At 45.8% G+C, this 20,190-nt stretch carries 16 protein-coding genes; 2 read left to right on the plus strand and 14 right to left on the minus strand.

Annotated features, from left to right (window positions below):
* Positions 1 to 6: 6 nt before the first annotated feature.
* Positions 7 to 1,176 (plus strand): cupin domain-containing protein, encoded by a 1,170-nt coding sequence (locus tag HRR27_RS07100; RefSeq protein WP_173272258.1) that lies wholly within the window; start codon positions 7 to 9, stop codon positions 1,174 to 1,176.
* A 43-nt stretch (positions 1,177 to 1,219) separates the two neighbouring features.
* Entirely contained in the window at positions 1,220 to 2,080 is an 861-nt protein-coding gene (locus tag HRR27_RS07105; protein WP_173272261.1) for a tetratricopeptide repeat protein, read from the plus strand.
* Positions 2,081 to 2,154: 74 nt separating this feature from the next.
* Here the strand turns inward: HRR27_RS07105 and HRR27_RS07110 are convergent, their stop codons facing one another.
* From HRR27_RS07110 to HRR27_RS07175, 14 genes are all read right to left on the minus strand, one after another.
* Positions 2,155 to 5,076 carry an insulinase family protein gene (locus HRR27_RS07110; RefSeq protein WP_173272263.1) on the minus strand — a complete coding sequence of 974 codons (2,922 nt, stop codon included), beginning with the start codon at positions 5,074 to 5,076 and terminating at the stop codon, positions 2,155 to 2,157.
* Between the two features lie 93 nt (positions 5,077 to 5,169).
* Positions 5,170 to 7,260 carry a polyribonucleotide nucleotidyltransferase gene (gene pnp / locus HRR27_RS07115; RefSeq protein ID WP_173272265.1) on the minus strand — a complete coding sequence of 697 codons (2,091 nt, stop codon included), beginning with the start codon at positions 7,258 to 7,260 and terminating at the stop codon, positions 5,170 to 5,172.
* A gap of 392 nt (positions 7,261 to 7,652) precedes the next feature.
* Positions 7,653 to 7,919, minus strand: coding sequence for a 30S ribosomal protein S15 (gene rpsO / locus HRR27_RS07120; RefSeq protein ID WP_173272267.1), 267 nt, complete (start codon positions 7,917 to 7,919; stop codon positions 7,653 to 7,655).
* 151 nt (positions 7,920 to 8,070) lie between these two features.
* Positions 8,071 to 8,562, minus strand: coding sequence for a Crp/Fnr family transcriptional regulator (locus tag HRR27_RS07125; protein ID WP_173272270.1), 492 nt, complete (start codon positions 8,560 to 8,562; stop codon positions 8,071 to 8,073).
* A gap of 11 nt (positions 8,563 to 8,573) precedes the next feature.
* Positions 8,574 to 9,464: a methyltransferase domain-containing protein gene (locus HRR27_RS07130; RefSeq protein WP_173272272.1), complete on the minus strand. Its 891-nt coding sequence runs from the start codon at positions 9,462 to 9,464 to the stop codon at positions 8,574 to 8,576.
* A 14-nt stretch (positions 9,465 to 9,478) separates the two neighbouring features.
* Entirely contained in the window at positions 9,479 to 10,375 is an 897-nt protein-coding gene (gene truB / locus HRR27_RS07135) for a tRNA pseudouridine(55) synthase TruB (RefSeq protein ID WP_173272274.1), read from the minus strand.
* Complete coding sequence (gene rbfA / locus HRR27_RS07140; protein ID WP_173272276.1) at positions 10,375 to 10,740, minus strand: 30S ribosome-binding factor RbfA; 366 nt, start codon at positions 10,738 to 10,740, stop codon at positions 10,375 to 10,377. The genes truB and rbfA overlap by 1 nt, the downstream gene beginning before the upstream one ends.
* Positions 10,741 to 10,830: 90 nt before the next feature.
* A complete protein-coding gene (infB, locus tag HRR27_RS07145) occupies positions 10,831 to 13,317 on the minus strand; it encodes a translation initiation factor IF-2 (RefSeq protein ID WP_173272278.1) in 2,487 nt (828 codons plus the stop codon).
* A 14-nt stretch (positions 13,318 to 13,331) separates the two neighbouring features.
* Positions 13,332 to 14,819: a transcription termination factor NusA gene (gene nusA, locus HRR27_RS07150; RefSeq protein ID WP_173272280.1), complete on the minus strand. Its 1,488-nt coding sequence runs from the start codon at positions 14,817 to 14,819 to the stop codon at positions 13,332 to 13,334.
* Positions 14,820 to 14,937: 118 nt separating this feature from the next.
* Positions 14,938 to 15,393, minus strand: a complete 456-nt coding sequence (rimP, locus tag HRR27_RS07155) for a ribosome maturation factor RimP (protein WP_197905388.1) — start codon at positions 15,391 to 15,393, stop codon at positions 14,938 to 14,940.
* Between the two features lie 159 nt (positions 15,394 to 15,552).
* Positions 15,553 to 16,209 (minus strand): 3'-5' exonuclease, encoded by a 657-nt coding sequence (locus HRR27_RS07160; RefSeq protein ID WP_173272281.1) that lies wholly within the window; start codon positions 16,207 to 16,209, stop codon positions 15,553 to 15,555.
* Positions 16,209 to 18,056: a DUF294 nucleotidyltransferase-like domain-containing protein gene (locus HRR27_RS07165; protein ID WP_173272283.1), complete on the minus strand. Its 1,848-nt coding sequence runs from the start codon at positions 18,054 to 18,056 to the stop codon at positions 16,209 to 16,211. Before HRR27_RS07165 ends, HRR27_RS07160 begins: the two co-directional genes overlap by 1 nt.
* Before the next feature lie 155 nt (positions 18,057 to 18,211).
* Positions 18,212 to 19,822 (minus strand): sodium/solute symporter, encoded by a 1,611-nt coding sequence (locus HRR27_RS07170; protein ID WP_173272285.1) that lies wholly within the window; start codon positions 19,820 to 19,822, stop codon positions 18,212 to 18,214.
* Entirely contained in the window at positions 19,822 to 20,040 is a 219-nt protein-coding gene (locus HRR27_RS07175) for a DUF485 domain-containing protein (protein ID WP_173272287.1), read from the minus strand. The genes HRR27_RS07170 and HRR27_RS07175 overlap by 1 nt, the downstream gene beginning before the upstream one ends.
* Positions 20,041 to 20,190 lie beyond the last annotated feature (150 nt).

The following is a 20,190-nucleotide window of genomic DNA, read 5'->3' on the forward strand; positions in this document are numbered from 1 at the left end:
GCCGCCATGATTACCTTTGACCACATTGACCTTGCCACATTTTTACAAGACTACTGGCAGAAAAAACCGCTGCTGCTTCGCAACGCCCTACCGAATTTTGAGACCCCTATCTCCGCCGAAGAACTCGCCGGCCTCTCTCTTGAGGACGAAATCGAAAGCCGCATGGTCATTCAGCATGGCGAGCAAGATTACGAGTTGCGTCGCGGTCCCTTTAGCGAAGAGGACTACGCCACGTTACCGGAAGAGAACTGGACTTTATTAGTGCAAGGGTGCGACCGTCTGCTGCCGGAGGTGGCCGACATCCTCAACGACTTTGAGTTTTTGCCGCGCTGGCGTATTGACGACATTATGATCAGCTACGCCACCAAAGGCGGCAATGTCGGCCCGCACTTCGACCATTACGATGTCTTCCTGCTGCAAGCCTCCGGTCAGCGCCACTGGCACATTACCCATCAAGACTGCGTTGAAGAGAACTATATTCAAGGCGTGGATTTGCGCCTGATGGAATGTTTTAAAGTGGAAGCGGATTTTGTTCTTAATCCCGGCGACATGCTCTATCTACCGCCGAAAGTCGGCCATCACGGCATTGCGCTTGACGACCAATGCATGACTTTTTCCATCGGCTATCGCTCTTACCGCGGTCAAGAACTTTGGGACTCCTTAGGGGATCATCTCTCGGAGCACAACCTGTTTAAAGAGCTGTACCTCGACCCGGCAATGCGCCCTGGTATCAATCCCGGCGAAGTCACATCTGAGGCGGCTCAAGAAGCGCGTAAATTAATCGAAAGTAAACTGCAAGACCCAAAATTATTACAAACTTGGTTTGCGCGCTTTGCCTCGCAACTCGACCAAGCAGCGGCACAACAACTACCCGAACCGCTCAACGCAGAAGAAACGCCTGAACTAACCGATTTTATCGATGCACTCTATAACGAACACGGACTAATCAAAGATGCTGTCTGCCGTTTTGCGTATACCGATATTGAAGGCCAAACGCAACTTTATATTAATGGTGCCATTTGGGATTGTGCGCAGACACCTGCTGAATTTATTCGATTATTAGCCAACCGCAACTTCCTCACGCGTGAAGACATTGCCAATTTCATCGAAAACAGTCACGTACAAGCTCTGCTATTCGATTTATGGAAACTGCAATATTTGGTGTTTATTGAATAAGCTCTAAAAACAATTACGCGAGACAACAAAAGGATCTGTTTTTATGAGCGATGCGCTAACCGTCACTTTAGAAAACTTTCATCAAAGCGTCATTGACAACTCGGAAAAATTACCAGTACTGGTCGACTTCTGGGCACCGTGGTGTAACCCATGCCAGCAGATAATGCCAATGCTCGAACAATTAGCCCAAGCACTCAAAGGGCGCTTTATTCTGGCTAAAATTAATACGGAAGAACAGTGCCAACTGGCCGAGCACTTTCATGTGCAAAGCCTGCCGACCTTTAAAATTTGCTACAAAGGGAAAATTGTCGAGTCGATTGAGGGAGTACACCCCTCAGGCAAGTTTGTCGAGTTGCTCGAAAAATATATGCCTGCAGACGAATCAGAAAACCTGCGCCAGAAGGCACTGGTTGATCTACAACTCGGTGACTACGAAAGCGCCTTGCAACAATTAGTCGCTGCCTCACAAGTCAACCCAAACAACTTCAAGATTCATTTAGACATTGTGAAAGTCTATATTGCACAAGGTGAAATCGATAACGCCAAAACCTTAGCGCAACGCCTACCGGAAGATATTCGCCATTCACCAGAAATTAAAGCACTGATGGATAACATTAAATACATTGAAATTGCCAACTCCGCACCGCCGATGGCCGACATTTTGGAGCGCCTCGCAACCGAGCCTAATGATCCGGAAATGCTCTATGCATTAGCGATGCATCAACTGGCGAAAAATGAGAGTGCCGCAGCAATGCAAACTCTCTTACACCTGTTTAGCAACCACCGTGAATTTGGTGATGACGTGGCTCGTAAAACCTTATTAGAGCTGTTTGAAAACCGTAAACACAGCGAAACTGATCTGGTAAACCAGTATCGCCGTAAACTACAAAATCTCTTGTTTTAACCGTAAGCTTTGGGCCTTAGGGAGACACCGTACAAGCCTCCCTAAACCTAAGCTTTTCACTAAGAACCTTTAAATTACAAATTCTTACAGTCAAAACCTTGCTCAATTAACATATCTTTTGTGCCGTTATGGGTTAAGACGGCATAAGAGGCAAGTTCTGGTTTGAAGTATTTGTCAGCCAATAAACGCAATTCATCAATAGTGGTCGAAATAACCCCTTGACGATACGCCATACGCACATCATAACTACGACCATAAAGCTGCTGGTAAAAGGCTTTTTTCATTTCACCCGCCGGAGACCCCGGTTTGTCAATCGACGAAATCACATTCAAAATCGCTTCATCCACTTTTGCTTGTGTTGCTTCAGCAGACATCAACCAATCTTTGGCGCGAGCAAAGTCGTCAAACGTTTCCATCAAGCGTGGATCGCGATACGAATAGAACACAAAACCAGACGCTTCCGCATTAAAACTTGCACCGCCACCATAAGCGCCCCCTTTCTCTCGCACAGCAGTATGTAAAAAGCCATTACGTAAGCAAGCACTTAATACCGCCAATTTCGGCGCATCGACGTGCCCGCTCGGAACAGCCGGATAAGCCATCGCACAGAAATTCACCTGAGTGCTGGTAATCCAAGCCTGCTTAACCGCAGAGCCATCCGCGTGCAACTGGAAACGTTCCGCTAACGGATCGCTTGGAGCCTGTCCCCAACTGCGCTCCAATGCAGCAAGGTTATCTGCCACACCCTGTTCATCGGTAACCAATAAAGCCTGGCGAGGCGCACTCGCAATTTTTTGTGCAATCGTCTCTAACGAATCCGCAATGTGCGCGATCTTCTCCGGTGTATCTTGCAACTCTTGATACAACGCTTTAATCGAACGCACGCCAGCAAAACCGCTACGGGCAAATTTCCAATTGGCAATCGGTGAATAATTTTGCAAGGCCGCCATCATCGCGTAAGAATGGCCACTGCCGGTAATGCCTTGATCTATACCCGCACGAATCTGAGCAAACAGATCACGTAAACGCTGATGTTCACCAAAATTAGGGCGGTGCAACGTATCGTGCAACACTTCACTCATCGCCATGGCATTATGGTTTAATGCCTTGGAACTTAAAATATAGTGGCTGTGTAACTTTTGGCTATCCGTTAGATGGTCTCGCAGTGCCGTACGTGCACTCAAGCCACCAGTTACCGCCGCTTGTAGCGCTTGTGTCTGCAAGTAATCACGGCCGGCAGAACCGATTTCGGTCAGTGCACTGCTAAAAAGCGGCATTAACACTTGCTCTTCTTCGCTTAGGGCCGGCATCTGCATCAACAGTTGCTGATAGCTAATACCGTTACTGCCGCAAACATACTGACTGACGCCAAGCGAACCAACTTGGCGCTCAGTGGCCTGTGGATTTTTGATATCAACGGGAATGTCTTCTTTAGTGACTTCTGGCAACAGACTCGGGTCATCCATCAGCGCTTGGCGCTCCGCTAATGCCAAAGACTGAGCAATAATTTGTTGCTTTTGTTCATCGGTTAATTGCGCTTCAATCTGCGCTAATTTCGCCAGTTCTTCATGCTCTTTTTGTGCTGAAAGCTTACTATCAGGACACATCGTCAAAGTGATGCGGTGTGGATTATCCAACAGCCAAGTTTGAACCAGTTTCGGAATAAATTGCGGATCTTGAATCTCTTGCTCTAGCGCCTTAAGTGCGGCATCGACATCCAACAAGGCAATCGGATCACCGTCATGCATCGCGCCAGCCAATGATTGCAGAATCAACTGCAAACCATAAGGATAAGAATCGCCACCTACTTCTCGCTGCCCTAACTCCAACTGATGCAACATCGCTTGTAAGAGTTCCGGTGCAACACCTTCATTAACGATGCGTTGCAACTCCTCCAAAATCAACTGCTCAATGGCATCGGTATGCTCCGCTTCAGAGCCTTGTACACCCAAAACAAACGCCATCTCTTTATTGGATTCTTCAAACCCACATAACGGTGATGGTGCTTCGGCTAAATCGGTGTCTTCCAATACGCGTCGCATTGGGCAAGAAGAGTTATCCAACAATACGGCAGACAGCAAATGCCCTTTAAGCACTTCCAGAGGATCTTTATTTTCACCTAATAACCAAGCCACATTGATATAGGTATTTTGTGTGTTCTCATCGTCGTCCAAAGCGTAATGACGCAGTACTTTTTTGGGTGCGCTAAAACGTTCTTCTAAGGTGACGCCAATCTTTGCAACCTGCTCTGGAAAACGTGCCAAGGCCAAGTCTTCAAACTGACTTTGGTGGTCAAAAGCACTGATATCACCATAAGTCATAAACACTGAGTTAGACGGATGGTAATGCAATGCGTGGAAATCTTTTAACTGCTGATAGGTTAAATCAGGGATCGCTTCTGGCTCACCCCCCGAGTTGTAATGATAGGTGCTGGTCGGATAAAGTTCACTGGTTAGCGTCTGCCAAAGCGTTGAAACCGGCGAACTCATCGCCCCTTTCATTTCATTAAACACCACCCCTTTATAGGTCAACTGAGAATCGGGATTTTCCATTTCAGTAAACTCAAAACGGTGCCCTTCTTGCGCAAAATCTAATGGGTCTAAGTTCGGAAAAAACACCGCATCCAGATAGACTTGCAACAGGTTTTGAAAATCTTTACGGTTTTCTGTGGCAAACGGGTAAGCCGTCCAATCACTGGATGTAAACGCGTTCATAAAGGTATTCAAAGAACGGCGAATCATCATAAAAAAGGGATCGCGTACTGGATATTTTTCTGAACCGCACAAGACTGTGTGTTCCAAAATATGCGCTACACCAGTCGAATCCATCGGCACAGTACGTAACGCCACCATAAAGACATTTTGTGGGTCATCGGCAGCCAGATGGTAATGCTCTGCGCCTGTCAGTTTATGGCGATAATGCTCAACATTGACTTTTAAAGTGGCAATTTCGGTTGCGCCAAGATATTCAAATGCAGGATGAACTTTTGAACTCATAAAATTCCTTTAATAACAGTCTAATCTGTTGATTTTAATGAAAAAAAAGCCACTCAACATGAATGGCTTTTTAAAACTGAAAACAATAATGAATTATTCTTCAACAGCGGTCATTGAAAGTTTAACGCGACCTTGCTTATCAATGTCGGTTAGCTTAACACGAATTTCTTGACCTTCTTTTAAGTAATCATTCACATCATCAACACGTTCTGCTGCAATTTGTGAAACATGAACCAATCCTTCACGACCCGGCATATAGGCAACGAAAGCACCAAAATCAACAATCTTTTTAACCACCGCATCATAAATACGACCAATTTCTGGCTCAGCCGTAATTTCGTTAATGCGGTCAATTGCAATTTGTGCCATATCTGCATCAACCGCGGCGATTTTCACATTGCCATCGTCATCAAGTTCAATCGTACAGCCGCTCGCTTCAGTAATAGAGCGAATCATTGAACCGCCTTTACCGATGATTTCACGAACCTTTTCCGGTTTCACTTTCATAACAAAGAAACGCGGTGCTGTATTCGCAACTTCTTGATTTGAATGAGTAATTGCTTTAGCCATTTCACCTAAAATGTGCAAACGTCCTGCTTTTGCTTGTTCCAGCGCCATGGTCATAATTTCTTCGGTAATCCCGTTGATTTTAATGTCCATTTGCAGAGCGGTAATCCCTTGCTCAGTCCCCGCAACCTTAAAATCCATATCCCCAAGATGATCTTCATCCCCAAGGATATCGGATAATACCGCAAAGCCAGATTCTTCTTTAATCAGCCCCATCGCGATACCAGCAATCGGAGCAGCGATCGGCACACCAGCGTGCATCAATGACATCGACGTCCCGCAGACGGATGCCATTGAGCTCGAACCATTCGATTCAGTGATTTCAGAAACAACGCGAATAGTGTACGGAAATTCCGCTTCAGTAGGCAGCATCGCAGCAACCCCGCGACGAGCCAACATACCGTGACCAATTTCACGGCGTCCAGGGCTTCCAGTACGACCGCACTCACCTACTGAATAAGGAGGGAAGTTGTAATGCAACATAAAGCGGTCATGGTAAGAACCGGTTAGCTCATCGACAATCTTCGCATCTTTTTCGGTGCCAAGCGTGGTTACTACCAACGCCTGAGTTTCCCCACGGGTAAACAGTGCAGAACCGTGTACTTGCGGTAAAACACCAACTTGGCAATCAATTTGACGAACCGTTTTAGTATCACGACCATCAATACGCGGCTCACCAGCGATAATGCGCCCACGTACGACATTTTTTTGAACCTTACCAAACATCCCTTCAATTTCTTTGGCCGTGAACCCTTCTGGGTTGGTTTCTGAAACCATTAAAGCGTCCAAAGCTTTTGCTTTCGCTGCGTCTAAAGCCGCATAACGATCCATCTTGTCGGAGATTAGATACGCATCTGCAACATCTGCTTGAATCAGGCCAAACACCGCCTCTTTCAAGGCAATATTCTCTTCCGGCGCTTGCCAATTCCAAGCCGGCTTCGCCGCTTGCGCCGCAAAGGCTTCAATCGCATCAATCGCAACTTGCATCTGCTGATGACCGAACACCACTGCACCGAGCATAATATCTTCTGACAGTTCAGATGCTTCCGACTCAACCATTAATACAGCGGCTTTAGTCCCAGCGACAGACAGTTCCAAATCAGAATTACGAAGCGTTTCTGGGCTTGGATTTAACAAATATTCTCCGTCAGCATAACCAACAATCGCCGCACCAATCGGGCCATTAAAAGGCAAGCCAGAAATCGCTAAAGCGGCGGAGGTTCCCAACATGGCAGGAACTTCTGTACCCACTTTTGGATCCAATGCGATAACCGTTGCAATCACTTGTACTTCGTTATAAAACCCTTTTGGGAACAACGGACGGATTGGACGGTCAATCAAACGCGAGGTTAAGGTCTCTTTTTCTGAAGGACGCCCTTCACGCTTTAGAAAACCACCCGGAATTTTACCAGCCGCATAGGCTTTCTCTTGGTAATTAACGGTTAACGGGAAAAAATCTTGCCCTTCATTCGCATTTTTAGAACCCACAACCGTTACCAATACACGGGTATCCCCCATGCCGATAATAACTGCGCCATCTGCTTGACGGGCAATTTCACCCGTTTCGAGAGTCACTTGATGGTTTCCGTACTGGAAAGCACTGGTAATTTTAGACATGCATCATCCTTTCTAAGGTTTCATCTTTTAGCATTATATGAATCTGAAACCTGAATCCCTAAGTGCTCGCCAGCAGCAAAGGCTTAGGGATTCAGGCTTAAAAGACCAATCAAGGGTTACAGATTCAAATCAAGGCTACATTCTACTGCGTTAAAGCGTTTTGAGAACAACAAATCCGCAATTATTTGGCATTTTTATCGCGAATTTAGTGAACCAAACAGCGCGCAATAAAACAAATCGAAAAGCACAATGATTCAAGAGGTACAGAATCCATGCAAATCACTACAACGAGCTTTTAACCTTTTAAAATAAAGTGGCAAAAAAAAAACCCACCGAGCAAAGCTGGGTGGGTTTTTTTGTCTGCCGTAACAGACTAGCGCTGGCTTTAAGTCTTACTTACGTAGACCTAAACGCTTGATAAGCGCAAGATATCTTTCACCGTTTTTCTTGTGAAGATAATCTAGCAGTTTACGACGACGGCTAACCAAACGCAAAAGACCAGTACGAGAATGGTTATCTTGCTTGTGCTCTTTAAAGTGCTCGGTTAGGTATTTAATACGGTGAGTTAGAAGCGCAACTTGAACTTCTGGTGAACCAGTATCGTTTTCACAGGTCGCGTATTCAGCAACGATTTTTGCTTTTACTTCAGCATCAAACATGGTTTTTCTCCAATAGGATCGGTTTTCAATAAAAGTCTATTTCCGCAACCGATGACAGAAACAGGCTGTGAATTTTAATGATTTTGCTTAAATAGTCAACCTGTCCGTAACAGATTAATGCACGCCCCTGCAATAAGAGCGATGTTTAAGGTTATTGACGACCAAAACCGTGCATATAGTGGCCTAACGCCGTCATGTCTTCGCCCATATGGCGCACTAAATTATCTAAGCTAACAATCGCATTTTCTAAAATGTTTACCGCAATATATGGCTCTTCAACTTTTAGGCGATCGTACATCGAACGGGTCAACATCAAAAACTGAACACCATGCTTGGCACTGGCTTGCATACGCAAATTACGTGGGTTACGATCGAAAAACGACATCTCGCCAATTAAGGAACCTTCGATTTGCGTCCCCACGGCAACATCATCACTATCCGGACCAATAAACTGAACTTTACCTTTTAAGATAAATCCCAGTGCTTCCCCAATTTCACCAACATCGGAAATGACATCACCACGATTGTATTGGCGTTCTTGCAAGTAAGGCATTAAACGCTCTACCTCTGCCAGATTAAGAGATTCACAAATCAAATGTTCTTGAAAGAATTTAAACAACTGTTCGGCGCTAATCGATAGCATAAGCATTCCTTTTATTTATCATTACTTTGATCCGACAATGGTTTACGCGCAATAAAAGTATTTAACGGGCGGCCATCTTTAATGCGCGTTATTTTATCAACAATCACCTCAAAACCCGAAAAAACTTGCGCTAACTCGCCCGCTTGCAGCAAAAAATTTGGATTTTTTGGCGAACTAAGCTCCTCGCCAAGGTCAATAAAGGTCTGCCAAAGAATATAACCACCTGGCGCCAACTGTTTTTTAAGCTGAGAGAGCAGCGGACGATTGAGGTAACGTACCCCAACAAACACATCAAACGCTCGCCCTTTGACATCTTGAGGCAGACAGTCTGCCACAGCAAGATCACAGCCGATAAATTTAACTTGAGCCCCGCTGGCTTGCGCTAACTGCTTGGCGCGTTTGAGAACACGCGCCTCTTTATCAATCGCACTGACGTGACAACCTTGCTTTGCTAAATAAACCGCATCACGACCACCACCACAACCGATATCCAAAACCAAAGGGCGTTGCACACCCAAACATGCTTGCAAATCGGCCAAATAGTCGGCAACAAAACATTGCACAACATCACTTGGTTGCCAGAGAGCACGAGATTCACGACCACTTTGCCAATGCGTTGGCAAAATTCGCTGCCACGCCGCTAACTGTTGCGCCGAATCCAATACCATCGAACCGATGATTTGATAGTCTTTAGTGTCTAAAAACAGCGATGCACCCTCAATCTGCTGCTTATCTCCAACCAAAAACAAACTCGCGGGTGGCGGCGGCAATTGATTCAAACTCTCAAACAAATCGGAAAAAGGCAGATGCGTTGCGCCACCCAAATGACAATGCTGATAAGCCGTTGCATCGCGCAAATCAAGGATTCCATCGGCTTGTTCAAAACGTGTCGCTTGCTGCATCAAGTCGTTCCTTTTTAAAAATTAAACAGACGTTTTGGCTTGATTAACTGATTCTTCTCATGCCATTCACCGACACCAATAAACACGCCATTATGGTCATAGAAGCGCACTAACCCCCCTTCGGGTTGGGCTAAACGCAACATTCCACCCTGCAAGACATGAGCCGCTTGGGCTTGCGCCAAATCAAGGCGTGGCAAATGGGCCAGAGCAATGTCCAAAGGCTGTAAACACGCTTCTTTTTGCTGCTCAATCTGCTCTAATGTCAACATTGCATCGCCTGATAGGCTGCCGGTTTGCGTGCGATGCAAGGCGGTCAAATGACCAAGGGTACCTAGCGCCTTAGCAATATCTTCACCCAAGGTACGCACGTAGGTGCCTTTCGAACAATGCACATCAAAGACCACCTCGTTAGCGCTAAAGCGAATCAGCTCCAGCGCATAAATGGTGATGGGTCTGGCTGGACGCTCAATTTCAATTCCTTGACGAGCATACCAATACAGCGGCTTCCCCTGATGCTTTAACGCCGAATACATCGGTGGAATTTGCTCAATCTGCCCAACAAAACCAGCCAAACAAGAACGAATAAGGTCGGCATTTAATTCCACTACCGCTGCCGTTTGCACAATCGTGCCTTCGGTGTCGCCGGTATCACTCTGCTCGCCCAGCTTGAGGGTTGCGGTATAGCGCTTGTCGGAATCCAACAAAAGCCCAGACACCTTAGTCGCTTCACCTAAACAGATGGGTAGCAACCCAGTGGCAAAAGGATCCAACGCGCCAGTGTGCCCGGCTTTTTGGGCATTAAAAATCCGTCGCACCTTTTGCAGAACATCATTTGATGAACCACCTGCGGCTTTATTCAGCAGCACAATACCATGCACCGCTTGTTTCGGGGGATTACGATGTTGAGCCATTATTTTTTGTTCAGTGCTTTATTAATCAAATCTTCGATGTACTGAACATTTTCCGGAACAGTATCAAAATAAAAACGTAAATGGGGAACGATGCGTAAATTCAAACGCTTGCCGATTTCCGAACGAAAAAATCCCGTTGCTTTTTCTAAGGCTTGCAAGGTTTCCGCCACTTCTGGATCGCCAGAATTATGACCAATCATTGAAAAGTGGATTTTCGCAACACTCAAATCTTTCGAGATTTGGCATTCTGTTAAAGTCATCCGCTGAAAACGCGGATCTTTCGCCTCTTGCACTAACAACATCGCCAAGGTTTTACGTATTTCCAAAGCAACGCGAGTGGGACGACTAACCGGTGAGTTCGCCATAATTTTTTCCTATCATTTCTGGTTTAGAAAGACAAATGCCCCGTCCTAAGACGAGGCACTGGCCTTCGTTACTGTAAAACAGCAATAAGCTTAGTCAAGCGTACGTTTGACTTCGATGCGCTCAAAGCACTCGATCTGATCGCCAACGCGGACGTCGTTGTAATCTTTAACCCCGATACCGCACTCCATTCCTTGTCGAACTTCGTTAACATCGTCTTTAAAGCGACGCAGTGATTCAAGATGACCTTCATAGATAACCACGTTATCACGCAAAACACGAATCGGGTTATTACGTTTAACCGTACCGTCAATGATCATACAGCCTGCAATAGCACCGATTTTCGGTGCCTTAAAGACATCACGAACATCAGCCACACCAACGATATCTTCGCGGAAATCTGGTGCCAATTTACCTTCAACAGCGCTTTTCACTTCGTCAACGATTTCATAGATAACGCTGTAGTATTTCAAGTTAATACCTTCGTTATCAATGATGCGTTTTGCCGACGCATCCGCTCGGACGTTAAAGCCAACAATCAAGGCCTCAGAAGCCAAGGCCAAGTTCGCATCGGTTTCGGTGATTCCACCCACACCGGTGGCGATAACATTGACTTTCACTTCTTCGTTAGAGAGTTTTGTCAAGGCATCAGAAATGGCTTCAATCGAACCTTGAACATCCGCTTTAAGGATGATGTTAATGTTTTGAATATCGCCTTCTGCCATCTTGTTGAACATATTGTCCAGCTTCGATTTCTGCTGACGCGCAATTTTCAATTCTTTGTGCTTAGCTTGACGATACATCGCTGCTTCACGTGCTTTACGCTCAGTTTCAACGGTAATCATCTCATCACCGGCCACCGGAACACTTGACATACCAAGAATTTCGACCGGAATCGATGGACCCGCTTCTTCAATCACTTCGCCAGTATCACTGATCAACGCACGAACACGACCGTATTCCATACCACAAAGCGCGATATCACCTTTGCGTAAAGTTCCACTCTGTACCAAAACCGTTGCAACCGGGCCACGACCTTTATCAAGGCGGGATTCAATGACCACACCCTTAGCAGGACCTTGCGTCGGCGCTTCCAATTCCAAGATTTCCGCTTGCAATGAAATAGCGTCTAAAAGGTTATCGACACCCATACCGGTTTTTGCCGATACTGGAACAAATTGAACGTCACCGCCCCACTCTTCAGGAACCACTTCTTCCGCTACCAACTCTTGTTTAACACGCTCAGGGTTGGCTGCTTCTTTATCCATTTTGTTAATGGCAACAACAATTCCCACCCCTGAAGCACGTGCGTGTTGAATCGCTTCTTTGGTCTGCGGCATAACACCGTCATCCGCAGCAACAACGATAACAACAACGTCGGTTACCTTAGCACCACGGGCACGCATTGCCGTAAAGGCCGCGTGTCCTGGCGTGTCAATAAAAGTTAAACCACCCATATCGGTATCAACGTGATAGGCACCGATGTGCTGTGTAATGCCACCGGCTTCACCGTGCGCAACTTTTGCTTTACGGATGTAATCCAAAAGTGAGGTTTTACCATGGTCAACGTGCCCCATGATGGTGACAACCGGCGAACGTTTAACCGTAGCACCGTGGTATTCTTGACCTGTGACTTCGTCTTCGATGGTGGTCTCTGTGAACGCGACCGCTTTATGCCCCATCTCACCAACAATCAACATCGCCGTTTCTTGGTCTAGCACCTGATTGATGGTCGCCATAGTGCCAAGTTCCATCATCATATATTTAATGATTTCACCCGACTTAACAGACATTGCATCAGCCAAAGCCGCCAAAGTCATGCTTTCCGACACTTTTACTTCTTTAATAACGGGTGCTGTTGGTTTTTGGAAAGCATGCTGATTATCTTGCTTATGGCGCGAATGACGTTTTTGACCACGACGCATACGCATCTGTCCTTCATCTTCAACCTTAACGCGCTTGCCTTCTTTTTTCTTTTCAACCACTGCGGCTTTCTTGCCACGACCGCCATCAACCACCGCGTGTTTTTCACGGTTTTCTTGATGCTTTTTATCTTTCTTTTTCTTAGTCGCTTTAGAGTGATCTTCTTTGGCAGCTAAAGGCGCAGAATCCACTTTCTTCTCACCGTTTTCGTCAACCGCTTCATCAGTAACCTCATCGGACACGGCAACAACACCTACTTCATTGTCAACATTCACAATTTCAGCCACAGGCGATTCCAACACCACGTCTGGCGCAGCAGCAACGACCGGCTCAACCACTTCTTCTTTAACTTCTTCTGCAACCACTTCGGACTTTTTAACATAAGTGCGTTTTTTGCGTACTTCAACGTTCACTGTACGCTTACCCGTAGAGATGTTTAACGTCTGTTTGCGACGCAAAGTCACTTTATTTGGTGCTTCTTCCGTTGATTCACCATGCAAACTTTTCAGATAACTCAGTAGGGTTCGTTTTTCTTCTTCGGTAATCGAGTCGCTATCACTCTTGCCTTTCACGCCAGATGCGCCCAACTGTTCCACGAGCTTATCAACAGAAAGGTTGAGTGTTTCTGCAAACTTCTTTATTGTAACTTCAGCCATTAACCTATCCCTTGTTATTCAAACCATGGTGCGCGCGCTGCCATAATTAACGCCGCTGCCCGTTCTTCATCAATTTCTAAAATATCGAGCACTTCATCGGTACCCAATTCGGCCAAATCTTCTTGCGATTTCACGCCGTTAGCCGCCAATTTTTTCGCCATGTCCGGTTCCATCCCATCAAGATCCAATAAATCTTGCTCCGGTTCCGCTAAGGCTTGTTTCTCTTCCTCGGCAATTGCCATGGTCAACAAAGCATCTTTTGCACGTTGCTTTAACTCGGCAACGATGTCTTCGTCAAAACCATCAATATCCAGCATTTCTGCAGCAGGAACATAAGCAACTTCCTCCAGTGTTGAGAAGCCTTCTGCGACCAACACTTCAGCCATCTCTTCGTCAACATCCAGATTATTGGTAAACACGTTGACTTGATCTTTAGACTCGATTTCATGCTTTTCTGCCATCGATGTCTGCGTCATGACATTCAAAGTCCAGCCGGTTAATTCCGAAGCCAAACGAATGTTTTGACCGTTCTTACCGATCGCTTGTGATAAAGAGTCGTCTTCAACCGCTAAATCCATCGAATGTTTATCTTCATCGACCATGATCGACGTCACTTCCGCAGGAGCCATCGCATTAATAACGAATTGAGCATCGCTGCCATCCCACAAAATGATATCGATACGCTCACCATTCAACTCGTTCGTGACGGCTTGCACACGACCACCGCGCATCCCAACGCAAGCACCGATAGGGTCCAAACGAGGATCATTAGCACGCACCGCAATCTTGGCACGGAAGCCAACATCACGTGCCGCAGACATAATATCAATCAAATCATCAGCAATTTCTGGCACTTCGATTTTAAACAGCTCAATCAACATCTCATTACAGGCGCGCGACATAATCAATTGCGGTCCACGTGGGCGGAACTCAACTAACTGAAGATAGCCACGAACGCGATCGCCCATACGGAAGGTTTCACGTCCGACTAACTCGCTACGCGGAATCATGGCATCGACGTTATCGCCCATATCCAAAATGACATCGCCGCGATCAATTCGCTTAACCTGACCAGTTAGGATTTCACCAACGCGTTTTTGGTAAACTTCAACCACTTTCTTACGCTCAGCTTCACGCACTTTTTGAATAATGACTTGTTTCGCGGTTTGCGCACCAATACGACCGAAGTCGATGGATTCAATCTCTTCTTCGATGTATTCGCCAATGGCTTTACTTGGATCTTCTTCCACAGAGTCCATGTGACGGATATACCAACCAACGTGATCTTCAATGTAAACGTCATCGGCGATGACTTCCCAACGACGGAAAGTACGGTAGTCGCCGCTTTGACGGTTGATTGCCACACGGGCATCGATTTCATCGTCATAGCTACGACGAGTAGCGGTCGCTAAAGCGGTCTCAATTGCGTCAAAAATAATTTCTTTATCAACGCCTTTTTCATTGGCCATAATTTCAACAACGGCTAATACTTCCTTGCTCATATACGTTCGCCTTATTTAAAAACAGAAAATACAGATTAAGAGCATTCAACGCTCTTAAATAAATAATTTAAAATTCAAACTAGTCATTTTCGACTAATCGCACTCAAACCCAGCACGTTTAAAACTCTGGAACGAGATTGGCTTTTTCGATGCAATCAAATGGAATCGGGTAAATCTCGTTATCAACGCTGATTTCAATACCCTTCTCGTCGACCTTTAACATTTGACCTTTGAAACGCTTACGACCAAGAATATCGACACTGCTGCGTACTTGCACCGTTTGGCCTTGATAACGAATGTATTGATGCGGCTTGAAAAGCTGGCGATCCATACCCGGAGAGGAAACTTCTAAATGGTAAGCACTGCTTATAGGGTCTTCAACATCCAAAATAGCACTCACTTGACGACTGATGTCGGCGCAATCGTCTACGGTAATGCGACTTTCTGGTTTATCGACATACAATCGCAAAGTTGAATGACGGCCAGCGGAAATATATTCTACGCCCCAATATTCAAAACCCATTGATTCAATCGTCGGCTTGAGTGCTTGTTCGAGTTTGTCTTCTAATCTCACCAATAACTTCCATTGTTCAGATAACAAAAAACCCCGTAAAAACGGGGTTTTTTAAAAGATAAGCCGCTGAATTTACAAAAAAATTTAACGCTTATAAGTTTTTTAAAAAATCTACGCAGGATGATAGGCTTATTTATGCGTTTTGTCAAGGCCAACGGCCTATGAATTATTCTGTAAGCTCTGCAACTTAACAAACACCAAGGCAGTCATTAAGGCGTCGTTAAATGCATCGTGCTGGCCGAGTTGGGGAATCTTGAGTTTTTCGATAATCGTAGCAAAAGCAAGGTCAATATTCGGTTCCACGCAAGAGCGTTTGTACTTTTGCCGCATATATTCATAAAACATGCCTGAGACTTCAATCTGCGGATTGGGCAATCCAATGCCAATTTTCGGCTTGATAATCCGATTCACCATGGAAACATCAAAATCCAAATAGTAACCGACCAAGGTTGCGCCGCCAATAAAGTGCAGAAACTCCTGCATGGCTTGCATTTCGTCTTCATAGAGATTGGTATTATTGGCAACATCGACATTACGAATTTGATGAATTTCGATACTTTCCGATGAAATTTGTTGCTGCTGCTTAATCGCTAAATTTAAACTTTGACTGGTCAGAATCTGATTGCCGACAATTTTGATGGCGCTCAAGGTAATGATACGGTCTTTATTCCGATTTAAACCGGTGGTCTCGCAATCAAAACAAACAAACACACCCGGCTCCAGATCAAATAAAAAGGCGTAGTGTTCCTGCTTTAATTGTTGGCGCATTTTGGCAAGACGGCGCGAGCTGATCCATTTTTGCAGACGCGCAAACATCAGCTCATACCATGCAGGTCAAAATGATGGGTGATTTTCTTTTTAAAGTCATCGACTACCCGAAAACTCTGCTTAAGCAGGTCTTGCTGCCCATGACTTAAACGCGACAAACGGATGTTATTATTCGGCACCGCAACCCCTTGCTCAATTTGATACAACATCGAATCGAGGCGTAAAGTGTTTAAAAAATTCAACGTCTCGCCCAATTCAATACCAAATTCTTTGCTAAACACCCCCAGATCCATCAAGGCTTTGATGCGCCAATGGGTGTTCGTTTGGGGCAAGTTCGCCTCAAGCGCATAGCAGCGTACGCCGTGCACCAAACTAAAAACGCCCCCTTTTTTAATATCCAGCTGATCGTGCGTATCATCCTCTTGCGCCAATAAACCACCAAAAAATCCCACTGGGGTTTTAAAACGCAGAATCGATATGGCAAAATGACGCAAAAATACCGGATATTCACGACTCATTTTAACCAACGACTGTTTAAGGGCGTTTAACCATTCACTCTTGCCATAGACGCTTTGCGCATCAAACAAGATCGCCGCATACATAAAATTCTGCTCTGATGGCGACTGGTACCACTGCTGGATTTTCTGCTCAAATGCCGAGCGACTTAAACACCAAGCCGGATTAGACAACATGATATCCCCCGGACAAGGAGGGAATCCCAACTGCTGCAGCTGCTGCGAGAAACGCTCAGCAAAAACCTTTAATTGCAACACTTCAGCAGCGCTTAACTCATCGGCATAAATTAAGCCATTGTCTTGGTCTGTGCGCACGACCTGCTCGGAGCGCCCCTCACTGCCCATCACAAACACGCACACTTTTTGTTGCAGGTTTGTTGGCAACGCCATATCAATCAAACGCCGCATCATTTTTCGGTGCAATTCATTCACTAATTTGGCGATATAGTGCGTTTTAATGCCTTTGCGACTGAGGTTTTTAATCAGTTGATCAATCTGCTGCCCTGCCTGATTTAAATCGTCAATTGAGTTGGCTTGCTCGATTTTTGTCAACACCAAACCCGACTGGTTTGCAAATAAACTCATCAAATCCTTTTGATGCAGAAAACCACAGAATCCATCATCACTGCGCACCGCTAAACGGTCTATTTGGTAACGTGTCATTTTCAATAAGGCGTTAAACAGATAGTCGTACTGATGAACCGAATAGACCGGTTTATGCGCTAACTCTGCCAGCATGGTGCTGCTGCCAAGCTGTTCCAAGCGACCGCTGGCAACAAACTTCAACACATCAGTCGAGGTAATGATACCGACCGAATGGTCCGCAAAAGAGACTAAACACGCATCGGATTTGACCGCAACCATTTTTTGGGTTGCCTCCAGTAAAGTGGCATCCTGATCGACCTGCACCAAAGCTTGTATCGGCGCACTGATGACCGTATCCATCATCACTTCGGTGGAGGCCGCCGATTGAATGGCTTGATGGACACGATTGAGTTTTTCGACAATAGAGGCGTTAAAAAATTGCTCGAACTCGTCACAAGACTGCACCGCTTGCAAAAAATGCTTTGCCGGTAGTTTGTAGGCAATGGCTTCATCGACGACTTCATAACGGGTGTGGTTTTTGCCCTTACCGAGTAGTTCAGCATCCCCCCAAAAACCTCTTGCACTGTAATGTGAGACCACCGACTCCTTACCCATTTCGGCCACCTTACCTTTAATCAAGATAAATAACGCCTCATGCTGAGCGACATCAATCTCAGACGCCTTCGGCAGATAGATCACATCCAAGCTATCGGCCAACTGACATAACAGGGGGTTGGGAAGTAAATCAAACGGAGGAATTTGAACGAGAAAATCACGTTGCTGGGTAATTGCCATCGCGCGCGCCTAAATCAAATAAACAGAGGATTTAGTTTACCCTGATTTAATCGATTGATTGCTTATTGCATGACAAATAAATTTGTAAAAATCAGAAACAAAAAAAGCGAGCCGTTTGACTCGCTTTTTTTAGAAGTGTTTCGCTAAAGCGTGGATTATTTTCCGTGTGCTTTGGCCATAAACTCTTCGGTATTACCCGTGTCTTTCGTCATCTTAGCCACCACAATGGTCACTAAAATAGCCGCAGGAACCGAGTAAAGTGCTGGGTTAACCAGAACATCTAAACCAAGCATGGTCTTCGCGCCGAAGAACTTAGCGAAAGTGAAGAGTAGTGATAGAACCAAACCAGTGGCCATACCCCAAACAACCGCTTGGCTCGTTAGCCCTTTCCACCATACCGCAAACACCAAGGCTGGGGCGAAAGTGGATGCAGCGATACCGAAACACATACCGACCAGCATCGCGACGTTTTCAGACTTCAACCAAACCGACATCGCAATCGCAATAAGAGCCAGTACAAAAGCACCGATTTTTGCAAATTTAAGCTCTTGTTCGTCAGTCGAGTTAGGGTTAATCACCCCTTTATAAAGGTCATGCGCTAAAGAAGACGTTGCCGAAATCAATAGACCTGCCGAAGTGGATAGCATCGCAGCCATGGCACCGGCGGCAATCACACCCATCAGAATCTGACCACCTAACATGTCACCCAACATTGGCATGGTCATGTTCTTCGCTTGACCCGCTTGACCGTCTGCAATCATCTTGATTAGGTCTGGATACAAAGCATACATCGCGATTAAACCAACGAAGAAGATCGCTGCGTAAAAAATTGCCAGACCCCAAATGGTAATCTCAGCCGATTTACGCGCATCAGACGCATTCGCCACTGTGTAGAACTTAATCAGAATGTGTGGCAAACCCAATACCCCAAGGAAAAGAGCAAGGACAAGCGAGGTTTGGTTAGCCAAATCACGAAGGCTGACACCCGGCGTTACCGCAGACGCAGCATCGGGCATGACTGCACGAACCGCTTCAATCGCAGCGGCAGAGTCCGGTGCGGCAGCGGCAGCAGCAATTGCAGCGGCATCTTTGGCAGCCAGACTGACCGGCACCATTTGCTCAGACGCTTCGATGACACCCGCTGGATTACCGCCAAATAGATGAATGACTCCAAACACCAACAAGAACAACATCGCTGCGAACAGGATTGCACCCTGAATCGCTTGGTTGTAAGAGGTTCCTTTCATACCACCAATGATAACGAACAACGCCATCAAAGAACCTGTTACCAATACCGTCGGCAGATAATCCCAACCCAACAGCAGCTTGAACAAATGACCCGCGCCAACGATTTGTGGCACAAGGTACATAACACACAACACAAGTGTCGACAGCATCGCTACCGTACGGATTGCTTTTGCATTTTGCGAGTAACGCGCATTAAGAACGTCTGCGACCGTAAACTTACCGACATTTTTCAATGGGGTAGAAATGGCAATCAACACCACAACCCATGCCGCGAAGAAGCCGATAGCCAGCCACCAACCGTCTACCCCTGACAGGGCGACAGCACCCGCCACACCCAGAAAACTGGCCGCCGAGGCATAGTCGCCCAGCATTGCCATACCGTTGACGCGTGGCGAGAGACCACCGCCGGCAACATAGAAGTTAGCGGTACTGGTTGTCGATTTTGAGTGATAGAAACTGATAACGATAGAGAGCAGGATACCTAATCCAACAATGACCAGTGCGACCATATTTTCCATTAGTTAGACTCCTCTGAATCCATCTTTTTAAGATAAAGACGGGTAATGACCACACCGGAGATGATGACCAACAACCCTCCCCAAATTGCCAGAGGTAATCCGGCAACGACCGTCGCTGCGACATCTTTGAAGCTTGCACTTACCATTAAGGCAACTCCAAAGTACAGGACCGTATAAATCGCCAATAAAATGGCGGAATATTTAACTTTACTACTCATAAAGTTAGGCTCCTCATTGAGATAAATATTTTTATGATTATGATAAAACTACGGTTTAGACCGTATTCAGCTTAGTAAGCGAGCCCATTATCAAGGCTCTTTCAGATCCGAGAAAAATTAAAATTATTAATCCCTTTATCTAAAATTCAC

It is taken from the genome of Thiosulfatimonas sediminis, from assembly GCF_011398355.1.
Taxonomy (GTDB): domain Bacteria; phylum Pseudomonadota; class Gammaproteobacteria; order Thiomicrospirales; family Thiomicrospiraceae; genus Thiomicrorhabdus; species Thiomicrorhabdus sediminis_A.

What these genes read in the sequence shown, in the direction of transcription:
- HRR27_RS07100 (WP_173272258.1), top strand. Translation starts at nt 7, where the DNA reads ATGATTACCTTTGACCACATTGACCTTGCCACATTTTTACAAGACTAC.
- HRR27_RS07105 (WP_173272261.1), top strand. Translation starts at nt 1,220, where the DNA reads ATGAGCGATGCGCTAACCGTCACTTTAGAAAACTTTCATCAAAGCGTC.
- HRR27_RS07110 (WP_173272263.1), bottom strand. Translation starts at nt 5,076, where the DNA reads ATGAGTTCAAAAGTTCATCCTGCATTTGAATATCTTGGCGCAACCGAA.
- pnp (WP_173272265.1), bottom strand. Translation starts at nt 7,260, where the DNA reads ATGTCTAAAATTACCAGTGCTTTCCAGTACGGAAACCATCAAGTGACT.
- rpsO (WP_173272267.1), bottom strand. Translation starts at nt 7,919, where the DNA reads ATGTTTGATGCTGAAGTAAAAGCAAAAATCGTTGCTGAATACGCGACC.
- HRR27_RS07125 (WP_173272270.1), bottom strand. Translation starts at nt 8,562, where the DNA reads ATGCTATCGATTAGCGCCGAACAGTTGTTTAAATTCTTTCAAGAACAT.
- HRR27_RS07130 (WP_173272272.1), bottom strand. Translation starts at nt 9,464, where the DNA reads ATGCAGCAAGCGACACGTTTTGAACAAGCCGATGGAATCCTTGATTTG.
- truB (WP_173272274.1), bottom strand. Translation starts at nt 10,375, where the DNA reads ATGGCTCAACATCGTAATCCCCCGAAACAAGCGGTGCATGGTATTGTG.
- rbfA (WP_173272276.1), bottom strand. Translation starts at nt 10,740, where the DNA reads ATGGCGAACTCACCGGTTAGTCGTCCCACTCGCGTTGCTTTGGAAATA.
- infB (WP_173272278.1), bottom strand. Translation starts at nt 13,317, where the DNA reads ATGGCTGAAGTTACAATAAAGAAGTTTGCAGAAACACTCAACCTTTCT.
- nusA (WP_173272280.1), bottom strand. Translation starts at nt 14,819, where the DNA reads ATGAGCAAGGAAGTATTAGCCGTTGTTGAAATTATGGCCAATGAAAAA.
- HRR27_RS07160 (WP_173272281.1), bottom strand. Translation starts at nt 16,209, where the DNA reads ATGTTTGCGCGTCTGCAAAAATGGATCAGCTCGCGCCGTCTTGCCAAA.
- HRR27_RS07165 (WP_173272283.1), bottom strand. Translation starts at nt 18,056, where the DNA reads ATGGCAATTACCCAGCAACGTGATTTTCTCGTTCAAATTCCTCCGTTT.
- HRR27_RS07170 (WP_173272285.1), bottom strand. Translation starts at nt 19,822, where the DNA reads ATGGAAAATATGGTCGCACTGGTCATTGTTGGATTAGGTATCCTGCTC.
- HRR27_RS07175 (WP_173272287.1), bottom strand. Translation starts at nt 20,040, where the DNA reads ATGAGTAGTAAAGTTAAATATTCCGCCATTTTATTGGCGATTTATACG.